Source organism: Streptomyces sp. 3211.6, assembly GCF_003634815.1.
GTDB lineage: Bacteria > Actinomycetota > Actinomycetes > Streptomycetales > Streptomycetaceae > Streptomyces > Streptomyces katrae_A.
Window position 1 is genome coordinate 731727 of the sequence record NZ_RBXC01000001.1, and the last position, 14446, is coordinate 746172.

13 protein-coding genes are annotated in these 14446 nt (G+C 75.7%); 10 read left to right on the plus strand and 3 right to left on the minus strand.

Going from position 1 to position 14446, the window contains the following annotated elements; translation table 11 throughout:
- Positions 1-18 precede the first annotated feature (18 nt).
- Positions 19-1710 carry an AMP-binding protein gene (locus tag BX286_RS03645; protein WP_261993612.1) on the plus strand — a complete coding sequence of 564 codons (1692 nt, stop codon included), beginning with the start codon at positions 19-21 and terminating at the stop codon, positions 1708-1710.
- Between the two features lie 4 nt (positions 1711-1714).
- Here the strand turns inward: BX286_RS03645 and BX286_RS03650 are convergent, their stop codons facing one another.
- The 3 genes from BX286_RS03650 to BX286_RS03660 all read right to left on the minus strand — a co-directional run bounded on the left by BX286_RS03650 (position 1715) and on the right by BX286_RS03660 (position 5516).
- A complete protein-coding gene (locus tag BX286_RS03650) occupies positions 1715-2599 on the minus strand; it encodes a xanthine dehydrogenase family protein subunit M (protein WP_121014504.1) in 885 nt (294 codons plus the stop codon).
- A 9-nt stretch (positions 2600-2608) separates the two neighbouring features.
- A complete protein-coding gene (locus BX286_RS03655; RefSeq protein ID WP_079430937.1) occupies positions 2609-4714 on the minus strand; it encodes a SpoIIE family protein phosphatase in 2106 nt (701 codons plus the stop codon).
- 193 nt (positions 4715-4907) lie between these two features.
- Positions 4908-5516: a hypothetical protein gene (locus BX286_RS03660; protein ID WP_079430936.1), complete on the minus strand. Its 609-nt coding sequence runs from the start codon at positions 5514-5516 to the stop codon at positions 4908-4910.
- A gap of 137 nt (positions 5517-5653) precedes the next feature.
- Here BX286_RS03660 and BX286_RS03665 point away from each other — a divergent pair, with 137 nt between their 5' ends.
- The 9 genes from BX286_RS03665 (at position 5654) to BX286_RS03705 (ending at position 14397) form a co-directional block, all read left to right on the plus strand.
- Positions 5654-6331, plus strand: coding sequence for a response regulator transcription factor (locus tag BX286_RS03665; RefSeq protein ID WP_079430935.1), 678 nt, complete (start codon positions 5654-5656; stop codon positions 6329-6331).
- 67 nt (positions 6332-6398) lie between these two features.
- Entirely contained in the window at positions 6399-7772 is a 1374-nt protein-coding gene (locus BX286_RS03670) for an ATP-binding protein (protein WP_079432103.1), read from the plus strand.
- A 157-nt stretch (positions 7773-7929) separates the two neighbouring features.
- The gene (locus BX286_RS03675) at positions 7930-8715 is read left to right on the plus strand and encodes a class I SAM-dependent methyltransferase (protein WP_121014505.1); all 786 of its coding nucleotides are present in this window, start codon (positions 7930-7932) and stop codon (positions 8713-8715) included.
- Between the two features lie 165 nt (positions 8716-8880).
- Positions 8881-9411, plus strand: coding sequence for a universal stress protein (locus BX286_RS03680; RefSeq protein ID WP_100862284.1), 531 nt, complete (start codon positions 8881-8883; stop codon positions 9409-9411).
- A gap of 86 nt (positions 9412-9497) precedes the next feature.
- Positions 9498-10169 carry a hypothetical protein gene (locus BX286_RS03685; protein ID WP_121014506.1) on the plus strand — a complete coding sequence of 224 codons (672 nt, stop codon included), beginning with the start codon at positions 9498-9500 and terminating at the stop codon, positions 10167-10169.
- Between the two features lie 123 nt (positions 10170-10292).
- Complete coding sequence (locus BX286_RS36380; RefSeq protein WP_079430931.1) at positions 10293-10682, plus strand: hypothetical protein; 390 nt, start codon at positions 10293-10295, stop codon at positions 10680-10682.
- Between the two features lie 119 nt (positions 10683-10801).
- The gene (locus BX286_RS03695) at positions 10802-11896 is read left to right on the plus strand and encodes a PLP-dependent cysteine synthase family protein (RefSeq protein WP_079430930.1); all 1095 of its coding nucleotides are present in this window, start codon (positions 10802-10804) and stop codon (positions 11894-11896) included.
- Positions 11896-13200: an MFS transporter gene (locus BX286_RS03700; protein ID WP_079430929.1), complete on the plus strand. Its 1305-nt coding sequence runs from the start codon at positions 11896-11898 to the stop codon at positions 13198-13200. The genes BX286_RS03695 and BX286_RS03700 overlap by 1 nt, the downstream gene beginning before the upstream one ends.
- A gap of 102 nt (positions 13201-13302) precedes the next feature.
- Positions 13303-14397, plus strand: coding sequence for a M20 family metallopeptidase (locus BX286_RS03705; protein WP_121017525.1), 1095 nt, complete (start codon positions 13303-13305; stop codon positions 14395-14397).
- The last annotated feature ends 49 nt before the right edge of the window (positions 14398-14446 follow it).

Here is a 14446-nt window from a genome sequence, read left to right on the forward strand (position 1 = left end):
GGGCCCGGGGAGGCGATCATGGGCGGGCGCCAGGCCACCAGCCGGGCGTTCCCGCCGTCCCGGCCATCCGCCCAGGAGGTACGTGTGTCCGTCGCGTCGAGTTCTGCTTCCGGGAGCACGGAGGTCCCGCTCCTGGAGGAGACGATCGGGGACAACCTCGACCGGACCGCGCGGACCTTCCCCGGCCGCGACGCCCTCGTGGACGTGGCCGCGGGCCGCCGCTGGACCTACCGGGAGCTGGCCGCCGACGTGGACGCCCTCGCCCTCGGGCTGCTGGACCTCGGGATCGTCCAGGGGGACCGCGTCGGCATCTGGGCGCCCAACCGCGGCGAGTGGACGCTCGTGCAGTACGCCACCGCGAAGATCGGGGCCATCCTGGTCACGGTCAACCCGGCGTACCGCTCGCACGAGCTGGAGTACGTGCTGAACCAGTCCGGGATCCGGCTGCTGGTCGCGGCGGAGCGCTTCAAGGCCTCCGACTACGCGGGGATGATCGAGGAGGTCCGGCCCCGCTGCCCCGACCTGGAGTTCACGGTCCTGTTCGACGGGCCGCAGTGGGAGTCCCTGCTGGAGCGCGGGCGCCACGGGGATCCCGCGGTGCTGGCGCGGGCCCGGGCGGGCCTGCACCCGGACGACCCGATCAACATCCAGTACACCTCGGGCACCACGGGCTTCCCGAAGGGCGCCACCCTCTCCCACCGCAACATCCTCAACAACGGGTTCTTCGTGGGCGAGCTGTGCGGCTACACCGAGGCGGACCGGGTGTGCGTACCGGTGCCCTTCTACCACTGCTTCGGCATGGTCATGGGCGCACTGGCCTGCACGAGCCACGGCGCGGCGATGGTGATCCCGGCGCCGTCCTTCGACCCGGGCGCCACCCTGGCGGCGGTCGAGGCCGAGGCCTGCACCTCGCTGTACGGGGTGCCCACCATGTTCATCGCCGAGCTGGCCGCGCCCGGCTTCGACGGCTACGACCTGTCGAGCCTGCGGACGGGGATCATGGCGGGCTCGCCGTGCCCGGTGGAGGTGATGAACGAGGTCATCGAGCGGATGGGGATGACCGAAGTGTCCATCTGCTACGGCATGACGGAGACCTCGCCGGTGTCCACGCAGACCCGCGCGGACGACTCGGTCGAGCGGCGGGTTTCCACCGTCGGGCGGGTGGGCCCGCACCTGGAGGTCAAGGTGGTGGATCCGGCGACGGGCCGGACGGTCCCCCGCGGCACCCCGGGCGAGCTGTGCACCCGCGGCTACTCGGTGATGATCGGTTACTGGGGGGAGCCGGACAAGACCGCCGAGGCCGTGGACCGGGAGGGCTGGATGCACACCGGCGACCTCGCGGTCATGGACGCCGACGGCTACCTGAGCATCACCGGGCGGATCAAGGACATGGTGATCCGGGGCGGTGAGAACCTCTACCCGCGCGAGATCGAGGAGTTCCTGCACGCCCACCCGGACGTCCTCGACGTCCAGGTCGTCGGCGTCCCCGACGCCAAGTACGGGGAGGAGCTGATGGCCTGGGTGCGGATGCGGGAGGGGGCCGAGCCGCTGACCGCCGAGTCGGTGCGCGCGTACTGCGAAGGCCGGCTCGCCCACTTCAAGATCCCGCGCTACGTGCACGTGGTGGACGAGTTCCCCATGACCGTCACGGGCAAGATCCGCAAGGTGGAGATGCGCGCGATGGCCACCCGCCTGCTGGAGCAGGGCTGAGGAGCTAGCAGGGGTAGCGGGAGCGGTCGGCGCGGAACTCGTCCCAGGTCCACAGGAGCTGGCGGCGGGCCATGACGCCGACCGCGTGGCGGCGGTACCGCGCGGTGCCGCGGACGTCGTCGATGGGGTTGCAGGAGGCGGCCGCGAGGTCGCCGAACTGCTTCACCACCGAGGGGCCGAGGGCCGTACGGGAGTCCCAGAGGCCCTCCTCCGCCAGCACCGCCTCCAGGAACTCCTCGGCGGCGCGGGCCCGGACCGGGGTGGGGGCGGCCGAGCCGATGCCGGTGCGGACCGAGCGGGTGCGCGGGTGGAGGGCCAGGCCGAAGGCGCACACGGCGATGACCATCGCGTTGCGGGTGCCCACCTTGGAGAACTGCTGGGGGCCGTCGGCGACGGGGACGCGGATGGTCTTGATCAGTTCGTCGGGGGCGAGGGCGTTGCGTTTGACACCGGTGTAGAACGCGTCGACCGGGATCATGCGCGTGCCGCGTACGGACTCGGCCTCGACCTCGGCGCCGGCGGCGAGCAGCGCCGGGTGGGCGTCCCCGGCGGGCGAGGCGCAGCCCAGGTTGCCGCCGACGCTGCCGCGGTTGCGGATCTGCGGGGAGGCGACGGTGCGCGAGGCGAGCGCGAGGCCGGGCAGGGGGCCGCGAAGCTCCTCGATGATCCGGGTGTAGGGGACGCAGGCGCCCAGGCGGACGGCGTCCCCGTCGGTCTCCCATGCCTGGAGGAGGGCGATCCGGTTGAGGTCCAGGAGGTACTCGGGCCTGCGGAGGTCGAAGTTGATCTCGACCATCACATCGGTGCCTCCGGCGATCGGCACGGCCGACGGGTGTTCCGCCTTGGCGGCGAGCGCCTCCCGCCACTGCGCGGGGCGAAGGAATTCCATGTCCGCCTCTCAGTCCTCGTACGGTTCCCTGTCCTCGTCGCCCGCCCGGCCGAGCCGGGCGAGGACGAGGACCGTGTCGTCGGTCGCTCCGTCGGGCAGCAGGGCCGCCAGGATCCGGTCGGCCTCCTGCTCCAGCGGTCCGGCCGCCCGGGCCAGTTCGGCGCGCAGGGCGTCGAGGCCCGCGTCGATGTCCCGGCCGCGCGTCTCGACCAGGCCGTCGGTGTACAGGGCCAGGACGGCCCCGTCGGGCAGTTCGGTCCGGGTGGAGCGAAAGGGGACGCCGCCGACCCCGAGCGGGACGCCGAGGACGTCCCCGAGGGTTTCGACCGTGCCGTCGGGGTGGCGCACCAGCGGCGGCGGGTGACCGGCGTTGGCGATGCGGGCACGGCCGGTGCGGGGGTCGTAGACGACGTAGAGGCAGGTGGCCAGTTCGATGCCCGACTCCTGGGCGGCCGCGTCCAGTTCGGCGAGCAGCCCCTGCGGCTCCGGGCTGTGGCGGGCCAGGGCGCGGGCGGTGATGCGCAGCCGGCCCATGGAGGCGGCGGCCGGCACGCCGTGTCCCATGACGTCGCCGACGACGAGGGCCACCCGGCCGTCGGGCAGGGCGATCACGTCGTACCAGTCGCCGCCGACCTCGATGGCGCGGCTGCCCGGCAGGTAGCGGTGGGCGACGCTCACGTGCGCGGTCGTGTCCGGGGAGGTGGGCAGCAGGGCGCGCTGCAGGGTGAGGGAGATGTCCTGGACCCTGCTGTAGAGGCGGGCGTTGTCCAGGCACAGGGCGGCGCGGGAGGCGAGTTCGCCGGCGAGGCCGAGGTCCTGGTCGGTGAAGGCGGGACGGTCGGCGGAGCGGCCGAAGACGGCGAAGCCCTGGACGACGCCGCGGGCGATGAGCGGGGCGATCAGCACGCAGCCCAGGCCGCTGTCGAGGAGCCGGCGGGCGCGCTCGTGGTCGCCGACGGTCCGGGCCGCGAACTCCTCGTCGACGACGACCCGGATCGGGCGGCCGGTGCTCAGCATGCGGTGGATGCTGGAGCCCGGCGGGTACGTCACCCGGTCCAGGGCGGACACCAGCTCGGGGGCGGGCGGCGGCAGGACGGTTCCGGCGGCGATCCGGCGGGTGACCAGCGGGAGGTCCGGGTCGAAGGCCTCGGAGGGGGACGTCCACTCGACCATCTCCACCACGGAGCCGTCGCAGAACTCGGGCATGGTGGCCTCGACCAGCTCGCGGGCGGTGGTGTCCACGTCCAGGGTGGTGCCGATGCGGGCGCTGGCCCGGTCCAGCAGGGCCAGGCGCCGGCGGGCGGCGGTGGCCTCCAGCAGGGCCCGCTCGCGGTCGGTGACGTCGACCAGCAGGCCGCCGACGCCGGGCCGGCTGCCGGCCGTCCCGCTGAGCGGGAAGAGGCTGACGGCGCGCACCTGGTCCACGTCGGGGCGGCCGGGCGTGCGCATCGGGACCAGGACACCGACCAGCGGGCGGCCCTCGTCGGCCACGGCGCGCAGCATCCGCCGGAACTCGCCGCCGTCGGCGGTGATCATGATCTCGGCGGTGTCGCGGCCGAGGTGGTCGGCGACGGGGATGCCGTCCATGTCGGCCAGGGCCTGGTTGAGGTGGACGTAGCGCAGCTCCTCGTCGAGCATCACCAGGCCGATGGGGCAGGTCTCGAAGAGGGCGTCGAGGAAGGCCAGGTTGGTCTTGACCCGGTCGAGTTCCTCGCCCCTGCTGGCCAGCGCGATGACCACCGTGCCGTCGGGGTCGGCGCTGCCGCCGGCGCTCCCGGTCACGGGGAAGACGCGGAACCCGCAGTCCAGGACGGTGCCGTCGCGGTGCAGGACGGGCAGCCGGACCCGCCAGTAGCCCAGCGCCAGGGCCCGCTCGACCAGTCTCTCGGCCGGGCCGGGTCCCTCGGCGGGGGCGGGGAAGAGGGCCGCGGCGGGCCGGGAGAGCGCGGTGCCGGCCTCGTACCCGAAGAGGTCCTGCGCGCCCGGGCCCCAGTAACGGACCCGCCCGGCCGTGTCGAGGCCGAGGACGGCGACGGGCACGTGCTCCAGCAGGGACCCCGGCTCCGACGGGATCGGCCCGGGTGCCCGCGCGCCCCCCGGCTGGTCCGACGGCACGAGTGGCCTCCTCTGCCCGGGGCACGCCGTGGCCGCCCGCCCACGCGGCGGAGGGCCCCCTCCATTCTGCGCGTCCTCACCCGGCACGGCCCCCGGGACGCGCGGTGCGTGCCGGGGGCGCGGGACGACCCGGGCCGGGGAGCCTTGCCCGGGCGTCCGCTACCGGGCCCCGGCGGGGCCGCCGCGGCGGGGCTCAGCCCTGGGCGAGCGGGGTGTTCGCGGTGGGGGTGCCGTCGGTGCCGGAGAGGGTCACCGCGTGGCGGACGCCGTCCGGGCCCAGCACCACGGCCTGCCAGGCGCTGCCGCCGCCCTGCTGGGGGACCGCCCGCAGGGCCTCGACCTTGCCGCCGGGCACGGTCGCGGCCGCCTTCTGCGCCGCCTGGTCGATGGGCAGGGCGGGCAGCGGGACGGGAGCCCCCGCACGCTTCTTCGCGGACTCCCCGCGCGCGCCGGCGGCCCCGTCGCGGACCTTCGGGTCCCTCGGGTGGGGGCGCTCGCCCTTGGGTCCGTGGCCGCCGCCGTGACCGCCCTCGTGGTCGGGCGCGGACCAGCCCGGGCGGCCGTCCTTCGCCATCGGCTCGTGGTGCCCGTGGTGGTGGCCCGCGACCGCCACGGCCGCGGCCCCGCCGCCCACGATCACCGCGGCGGCCGCCCCGGCCACCGCCCAGCGCGCGCCCGCGCCACGGGGCACCACACGGCCCACGCGGGCGAGGCGGCCCTTGCGCTTGGCCGGGCCCTCACCGGCCACGGCCTCGGGCTCCGGTCCGGAGGTCTGCTCGGGCTGCGGGAAGGACTCTGACATGGCGGGACTCCTCGGAAGACCGCCGGGCACCGCACCCGGCTCGTCGCAGAGCCTGCCGAGGCGATGCTGAAGCCCACCTGAAGCCCGCTGAAGACCTCTTCAGCAAGCCGCCGGCCGGGCCTGAGACCCTGGTCGGCATGCGCGTACTGGTGGTGGAGGACGAACGGCGGCTGGCCGCCGCCCTGCAGCGGGGCCTGCAGTCCGAGGGGTTCACGGTGGACGTGGCCCACGACGGCCCGCAGGGGCTGTGGCTGGCCTGCGAGCACGACTACGACCTGATCGTGCTCGACATCATGCTGCCCGGCCTCAACGGCTACCGGGTGTGCGCCCGGCTGCGCGCGGCCGGCAACGAGGCCGGGATCCTGATGCTCACCGCGAAGGACGGCGAGTACGACGAGGCGGAGGCCCTGGACACCGGCGCCGACGACTTCCTCTCCAAGCCGTTCTCCTACCTCGTCCTGGTCGCCCGGCTGCGCGCGCTGGGCCGGCGCACGGGCCGCCGCGGCCCGCAGGCCCTGCTCCTCGGCGACCTCCTGCTGGACCCGGCCCGCCACCTGTGCTCGCGCGGGGAGACGGAGATACGGCTGACGGCGAGGGAGTTCGCGGTGCTGGAGTACCTGGCCCGGCGGCCCGGCGAGGTGGTGCCCAAGCGGGAGATCCTGGAGCAGGTGTGGGACAGCGCCTTCGACGGCGATCCGAACGTGGTCGAGGTGCACGTCAGCGCGGTGCGCCGGAAGATCGACGCCCCGTTCGGCCGGTCCGCCCTGGAGACCGTGCGGGGCGTCGGGTACCGGCTGGCGGCCGACGGTGGCTGACGTCGCGGGGCGCGGCCCCCGCTCCCTGAAGACGCTGCCGCGCCGGCTGCGGTCGCGCCTGCGCGGGCTGCGGCCCGTCACCGTCCGCGCGCGGGCCACCGCGGGCGCCGTCGCCGTGGTGGCCGTCGCCCTGGCCGTGGCCTCGGTCGCGCTGCTCGGGCTGCTGCGGGCCGGCATGCTGCGCAACGCCGAGCGCGACGCCGAGGAGCAGGCGGTGGCCATCGCGCAGCTCGCGGCCGGCGGCCGCCTCGACCGGATGCGGGCACCCCTGCACGGCACCGACTTCGTCCAGGTGGTCAACGCCCGCGGCCGGGTGCTGCGCGCGACCCCGAACCTGGCCGGCCTGCCCGCGCTGGGACCCGCCGCCGGGGCCCGGCGCCCGGGCACGCTGTTCCACACCTGGCGGATCCGCCCGCTCGGCGGCGAGCACCGCCAGCGGGTGGTCGAGGTCACCACGCAGACGCCCGACGGCCTGGTCTCCGTCTACGTCGGGACCTCGCTGCGGGACGTCGACGCCGCCGACGACACCACCACCGCCGCGCTCGTCGTCGGCGGGCCGCTGCTGCTGGCGCTCGTGGCCCTGGTGACCTGGCGGGTCACCGGCCGCGCGCTGCGGCCCGTCGAGGCGATCCGCGCCGAGGTCGCCGAGATCAGCGACCGCGACCTGCACCGCCGCGTCCCGGTGCCGCCCACCGGGGACGAGGTGGCCCGGCTGGCCCGGACGATGAACACCACCCTGGACCGGCTGGAGTCCTCCGGGACCCGCCAGCGCCAGTTCATCGCCGACGCCTCGCACGAACTGCGCAGCCCGCTGACCGTGCTGCGCACCCAGCTGGAGGTGGCGCTGGCGGTCCGGGACCCCGAGCTGTGGCCGGAGCTGATCAGCGGGGCGCTGGAGGACACCGACCGGCTGGAGCGGCTCTGCTCCGACCTGCTCCTGCTCGCCCGTATCGACGCGGCCCAGCCCGCCGCGTCCGTCCCGCTGGACCTGGGCGGCCTGGTGCGGGACGCGGTGGACGCGCGGCTGGGCGACCGGGTGCCCGTGCGCGTCCGGGCCGGGGACGGGGTCGTGGTGGAGGGCAGCGAGCTGTGGCTGAGCCGGGTGGTGACCAACCTGCTGGACAACGCCCAGCGGTTCGCCGCCGGGCGGGTGGAGCTCGCGCTGCGCACCTCGGGCCCGCCGGACGCGCGGACCGCCGTCCTGGAGGTGTGCGACGACGGGCCCGGCATCCCGGCCGCCGACCGGGAGCGGGTCTTCGAACGGTTCACCCGGCTCGACGACGCCCGCAGCCGCGACCACGGCGGCGCCGGCCTCGGGCTGGCCATCGCCCGCGACCTGGCCGCCCATCACGGGGGCACGCTGACGGCCGAGCCCTCCCCCGCCGGCGCCCGCCTGGTGCTCCGCCTCCCGGTGCTGCCGCCCGGTGCCGGGGTGCACTGACCGGGCGGACCGACGGGGCGCACTGACGGGGCGTCCCCTCGCGCGGGGCTTCAGGACCGGACCATCCTCCATTCCACACCTGCCATCCATATGGCTGTTTCCACAAGCATCTGCAAGGCCGTGTACGAACGGGCCCTCGTGGATGCAGGATGCATCCATGAATGTACGCACTCAGGACGGCAGCGCCGGGGACGTCGATTACGGAGCCATCGGCTCCGGCTGTTCCTCGTTCCGGCGGCCCGACACCCGTATCGCGCGCTTCATCGCCGAGGCCCTGGGCGACGCCCGCACGGTCCTCAACGTCGGCGCCGGCGCCGGATCGTACGAGAACGCGGCGCGCGAGGTGACCGCGGTCGAGCCCTCGCGGTCCATGCGCCTCCGTCGGCCGGCCCGCCTGGTGCGCGCCGTCGACGCCTTCGCCGAGGACCTGCCCTTCGCGCACGGCGCGTTCGACGCGGCGATGACCCTGTTCAGCGTGCACCAGTGGAGCGACGTCACCAGGGGCCTGCGCGAGATGCGGCGGGTCACCCGGGGACCGGTGGTCGTGCTCACCTGCGCCCCGTCGCTGGTCCGCGACTTCTGGCTGTACGAGTACGCGCCGGAGGTCCTGGACACCGAGGCCCGGCGCTACCCGCGCGTGGAGGACATCGCGGCGGCCCTGGGCGGCACCGGCACGGTCCACACCGTGCCGGTCCCGCTGGACTGCACCGACGGCTTCAACGAGGCCTACTACGGGCGTCCCGAGATGCTCCTCGACCCGGCCGCCCGCCAGGCCTGCTCGGCGTGGAGCTTCGTCGACGACGGGGTGCGGGAGCGCTTCGACGAGAGCCTGCGCCGCGACCTGGCCTCCGGCGCCTGGGACGCCCGCCACGGCCACCTGCGGACGCAGAGCACGTACGAGGGCTCGCTGGTCCTGGTCCGCGCGACCCCGGAACCCGCCTGAGCCGGACGCCTCCCGGGGCGCCCCGGCCCTCCTGACGGGACCCTGACGCCCCGGGCCCGGTTCCATACGGGCTTCTGACGGCCCGTCGGCCCGGACCTGCCCTTGAATGGAGCCCGGACACGGCCCGCCGGACCCCGGCGGGCGGGCGGCTGGGGAGGAGCGGCGGTGCGGCGACGCGTGGTGGCGGGTGTGAGCGGCAGCCCAGGGAGCCTGACGGCCCTGCACCGGGCCGCCGCCGAGGCCCGGCTGCGGGGGGCGGAGCTGTGGGCGGTACTGGCCTGGCAGGCTCCGGGCGGGGGCCTGGGCAGCCGTACCTCCTGCGTGTGCTCGCCCCTGCCCGAGTGCCGCGCGGCGGCGGTCGAGCGGCTGCGGGAGGCCCTGGACGCGGCCTTCGGAGCGGGCGGACCGGGCGTCACCCTGGCCGGGCAGGCGGTCCGGGGCCTGCCGGGGGCCGCGCTGGTCGACGCCGTACGGGACGGCGAGGACCTGCTGGTGGTCGGCGCCGGACCGCGCGGCGGGCTGCTGGGCGCCCTGCGGCCGTCGGTGGCCCGGTACTGCCTGGCGCACGCGCCGTGCCCCGTCCTCACGGTGCCCCCGAGCCCGCTGGAGGCCGAACTGCACGCCGTACGGCGGCGCAACGCCTGGAGGATCCCGCTGGACGCACGGGAGCTGGACGCACGGGAACCGCGGCCCTGACCCCGGGGCCGGCCGCACCGGAACCCGGCGGGCGATTGTCCGATTCGCGCCCGGTCATCACGCGGGGGAAACGCTAGGATCACGCCGTGGTCACAGCCCGGTCCCCCCGCGCTCCGCGGGCCCGCTCGTCGGCGGGCCTGTCGCAGCTGCTCGGGCTGGCCCTGCTGCTCCTGGCCCTGGTCTGCGCCCACGGCACGGGCGGCTCCCACAGCACGACCGACCACTCCACCGCCCGGACCACGGACACGGCCCCGGCCGCCACCGCCCGGACCACCACCGCACGTGCGGCGCGCACCACTTCCCGCACCGACACCACACCCCGGACCCGCACACCACGGGCCTCCGTCACGGCGCCGACCCGGGCCGACGCCACCGCCACCGCCACCGCCACCGCCACCGCCACCGCCACCGGCGGCATCGCCCCTCGTGCGGACGCCACGGACACGTCGGGCGACACGCCTGCGGCCCCCGCCACCGTCGGCGTCGTGACGCAGGCCGGCACCGCGGACCCCGCAGGGGCCTCCGCCCCGGCCGGGACCGCCGCCGGGCGGCACGACCCCGCGCACCCGGTGCACGAGTGCGCGCCCCTGCCGCCACGGGCCGGCCACGCCGTCGACGCCCCGCCCGCCCCGGCGTCCCCCGTCGCGCACTGCGCCCCGGCGGACGTACCCCGCGGCCCCGAGGCGGCCCGCGCGGGCGCGAGCGCCGCCGGCACCGTCCCGCCGCTCACGGGAAGCTCCGCCGTCCTGCGCGTATAGGCCGGGATCACGCCGCCGGCACCCCCGCACGCCCAGCCGTGCCGCCCGGGTGCCGTCCCCCCGCGATCCCGCCGCCGCTCCCGCCCCTCCCGGGCCGAGGGGCGCCCGCCGCACGGAGGAACTGTGCCCGCCCATCCCCCCACCCGCCCGGCTCGCCCCGGTACGACCGGGTTCGGGGCGCTGCTCGTCAGCCTGCTCGGCGCCCTGCTCTTCGCCTCCCTCTCCTGCGCCTCCCTGACGCACCCGCACGTCGCGGACGGCTCGTCAGCCGCTCAAACCGTGCTCCAGCCCGGACCCACGGGCGCTGAAGGACACCGGCACCCCGACCCGGCCCACGGCTTCGGCCGCTCCCCCTCCGACCCGGCCCCTTCCACCCGCTCCGGCACCCCCCTGCCCGTCGGCCGGGCCCGGTACCAGGCGGCCCCGGGGCCCGTGACCGCCGGCGCCGCGGGTCCCGCCCGGGCCCGCTGCGGACGTTCCACGCTGACCGCCGTCTGCCGATGGCGGCTCTAGACCGCTCCCGTGAGCCCGTTCGCCGAGGCTGCGCACGCCCCACGGGGAACCCCGCCCTGCCACGGCACGACTCTTCCCGAGAGCTATCTCCGACGCACCCATCACACGAGAGCGGAACCATGCATTCTTCGGCCACCGACGTCACTCCTCCCGTCCGCACCACCCTCTCCGGGCTGGTCGGCAACACCCCCCTGCTGCGCGTCTCCGAGCCCCTGTCCCCGGCGGGGCGCGGCTTCTGGGCGAAGCTGGAGGGCTTCAATCCCGGCGGCATCAAGGACCGCCCCGGCCTGCACATGGTCGAACGTGCCCGCGCCCGGGGGGACCTGGAGCCGGGAGCCCGCATCATCGAGTCCACCAGCGGCACCCTGGGCCTCGGCCTGGCCCTGGCGGGCATGGTCTACGGACACCCCGTCACCCTGGTCACCGACCCCGGCCTGGAGCCGTCCATGACCCGGCTGCTGACCGCGTACGGGGCCCGGGTCGACGTCGTCTGCGAACCCCACCCGGCCGGCGGCTGGCAGCAGGCGCGCCGGGACCGGGTCACCGAACTGCTGGGGCAGCACCCCGGCTCCTGGTGCCCGGACCAGTACAACAACCCGGACAACACCACCGCCTACACCCCGCTCGCCCTCGAACTGGCCACCGAACTCGGCCACATCGACGTCCTGGTGTGCAGCGTCGGCACCGGCGGCCACTCGGCGGGCGTCTCGCGCGCCCTGCGGCAGCTCTACCCGGACCTGAAGGTGGTGGGCGTGGACACCGTCGGCTCCACCATCTTCGGCCAGCCCGCCCGCACCCGGCTGATGCGCGGCCTGGGCTCCAGCATCTACCCCCGCAACGTGGCCTACGAGCAGTTCTCCGAGGTCCACTGGGTCGCCCCGGGAGAGGCCGTGTGGACCTGCCGCGAGCTGGCCTCCTCCCACTACGCCACCGGCGGCTGGAGCGTCGGCGCGGTCGCCCTGGTCGCCGGGTGGCTGGCCCGCACCCTCCCCCCGGAGGCCCGGATCGCGGCCGTCTTCCCCGACGGCCCCCAGCGCTACCTCGGCACCGTCTACGACGACGACTACTGCGCCGCCCACGGCCTGCTCGACTCCCCGCCGGCGCCGGAGCCCGACAGGATCGGACGGCTGGACGAGAAGGAGGTCACGCGGTGGACCCGCTGCACCTCCGTGGTCGACCCGCTCACCCTGGCCGCGGCGGAGGTGTCGGCCTGATGAAGGGCACCCTCGCACAGGTCCGCACGTACGAGCGCAGCGTCCGGCTGCTGATGGTGAACCAGTTCACCATCAACCTCGGCTTCTACATGCTCATGCCCTACCTGGCCACCCATCTGGCCGGGCCGCTCGGGCTGGCGGGCTGGACGGTCGGGCTGATCCTCGGCGTCCGCAACTTCAGCCAGCAGGGCATGTTCCTCGTCGGGGGCACCCTCGCCGACCGGCTCGGCTACAAGCCGATGATCGTCGCGGGGCTGGTGCTGCGCGTCGCCGGGTTCGCCACGCTCGGCCTGGTGGACTCCGTGCCCGCGCTGGTCGCCGCCTCCGCCGCGACGGGCCTGGCCGGGGCCCTGTTCAACCCGGCCAGCCGCGCCTACCTGGCGGCCGACGCGGGCGAGCGCCGGGTCGAGGCCTTCGCCCTGTTCAACGTCTTCTACCAGGCCGGGATCCTGCTGGGCCCCCTGGTCGGCATGGTGCTGACGGGCGTGGACTTCCGCGTCACCTGCCTGGTGGCCGCCGGGATCTTCGCGGTGCTGAGCCTGGTGCAGATCCGGGCCCTGCCGCAGCGGCGCGGCGAGGTCTCCCCGGCGCAACGCGCCCCGGAACAGCGGGAAGGGGTGCTGGCGCAGTGGCGCGGGATCCTGCGCAACCGGCCGTTCCTGCTGTTCTCGGTGGCGATGATCGGCTCGTACGTGATGACCTTCCAGGTGTACATGGCACTGCCGCTGGAGGTCCGCCGGATCGGCGGCGAGGGGCGGTTCGCCTCCGCGGCGGTGGCGGTGCTGTTCGCCGTCTCCGGCCTGAGCACGATCCTCTTCCAGACCCGGGTCACCGCCTGGTGCAAGGCCAGGATGGAGCCGGGACGGGCCCTGGCCTGGGGGCTGTTCGCCATGGGCGCGGCCTTCCTGCCGCTGCTGGCCGCCACGGCGCTGCCGGCGCCGGAGTCGGTGACGGGGACGCGGCTGCTCGCGGCGGTGCCGCCGGCGCTGTCGGCGCTGCTGCTGGCGGTGGGGACGATGATCGCCTACCCCTTCGAGATGGACACCATCGTCCGCCTCTCCGGGGACCGCCTGGTCGCCACGCACTACGGGCTGTACAACACCGTCTGCGGGGTGGGCATCGCGCTGGGGAACCTGCTCACGGGGGCGGCGCTGGACGCGGCCCGCGCGGCGGGGATGTCGGCCCTGCCCTGGCTGGCGCTGTTCGCGCTCGGACTCGGCTGCACCGCCGCGCTGTACGGGCTGCACCGCACGGGCCGCCTGGCCGCGCCGGCCCCGCTGCCCCGGGAGGCCGTGCCCGCCTGAGGCCTCCGGCGCCCCGGCAGGACTCCCCCGCCGGGGCGCCGTCCGGCTCCTGGACCGGATCTCCGCCGTCGCGCACGGAGTACTACCCTGTGCGACGTGACGATGCAGAAGGACGCCGGGGTGAGCGTCGACGCGATGATCGAGGACCTGCGCACGCTCGTGGAGGTCGAGTCCCCGTCCCGTGACGTGGCGGCCCTCGCGGCCTCGGCGAAGGCCGTGGCCGGGATCATCGAGCACCGTCTGGGCGGCCACGCGGTGCTGGTCGAGAGCGAGGCCGGTCCGCACGTCCACTGGTCGGGCGGCGGCGAGCCGAAGGTGCTGCTCCTCGGCCACCACGACACGGTGTTCCCGCTGGGCACCCTGGAGCGGCGCCCGTTCACGGTCGCCGATGGCCGGGTGACGGGCCCCGGGGTGTTCGACATGCTGGGCGGCATCGTGCAGGCGGTCCACGGGCTGGCGACCCTCGCCGACCGGTCGGGCGTAGAGATCCTGATGACCGCCGACGAGGAGGTCGGCTCCCGCTCCTCCCGGGCCCTCCTGGAGGAGCGCGCCCTGGCCTGCGGCGCCGTCCTGGTACTGGAGGGCGCCGCCGACGGCGGGGGCCTGAAGACCGGGCGCAAGGGCTGCGGCGCCTTCCAGGTGTCCATCGCCGGCCGGGCCTCCCACGCCGGGCTGGAGCCCGCGGCCGGGATCAACGCCCTGGTCGAGGCGGCCCACCAGGTGCTGGACATCACGGCGTTCGGCCGCCCCGAAGCCGGTACCACCGTCACCCCGACGGTCGCGGCCGCGGGCACCCTGGAGAACGTCGTCCCCGCGGAGGCCACGGTCGTGGTGGACGTCCGCGTGGAGTCGGCCGAGGAGCGCGAGCGCGTGGAGTCCGCCTTCGCGGGCCTGGCTCCGCACCTGCCGGGGGCACGGATCACGGTGGAGGGGTCGATCACCCGCCCGCCGATGCCCGAGTCGGCGGCAACCGGGCTCTTCGCCGTGGCGCAGCGGCTGCTGCCCGGCATCGAGGGCCGGGCGGTGGGCGGCGGCAGCGACGGCAACTTCACGGCGGCGCTGGGGGTTGCGACGCTGGACGGTCTGGGCGCGGTCGGCGGCGGTGCCCACGCCGATCACGAGTACCTGCTGATCGGCTCCATGGCCGAGCGGGCGCACCTCGTCGCGGGTCTGGTGGCCACGCTCCAGGACGGCTGAACCGGCAGGCGGACGCCGGGCCCGTCGTGACGGGCCCGGCGTCCGTTTG

Excerpts from the sequence above, each read along its gene's own strand:
- BX286_RS03705 (WP_121017525.1), top strand. The coding sequence starts at position 13,303 with ATGCAGAAGGACGCCGGGGTGAGCGTCGACGCGATGATCGAGGACCTG.
- BX286_RS03650 (WP_121014504.1), bottom strand. The coding sequence starts at position 2,599 with ATGGAATTCCTTCGCCCCGCGCAGTGGCGGGAGGCGCTCGCCGCCAAG.
- BX286_RS03695 (WP_079430930.1), top strand. The coding sequence starts at position 10,802 with ATGCATTCTTCGGCCACCGACGTCACTCCTCCCGTCCGCACCACCCTC.
- BX286_RS03675 (WP_121014505.1), top strand. The coding sequence starts at position 7,930 with ATGAATGTACGCACTCAGGACGGCAGCGCCGGGGACGTCGATTACGGA.
- BX286_RS03645 (WP_261993612.1), top strand. The coding sequence starts at position 19 with ATGGGCGGGCGCCAGGCCACCAGCCGGGCGTTCCCGCCGTCCCGGCCA.
- BX286_RS03700 (WP_079430929.1), top strand. The coding sequence starts at position 11,896 with ATGAAGGGCACCCTCGCACAGGTCCGCACGTACGAGCGCAGCGTCCGG.
- BX286_RS03665 (WP_079430935.1), top strand. The coding sequence starts at position 5,654 with ATGCGCGTACTGGTGGTGGAGGACGAACGGCGGCTGGCCGCCGCCCTG.
- BX286_RS03660 (WP_079430936.1), bottom strand. The coding sequence starts at position 5,516 with ATGTCAGAGTCCTTCCCGCAGCCCGAGCAGACCTCCGGACCGGAGCCC.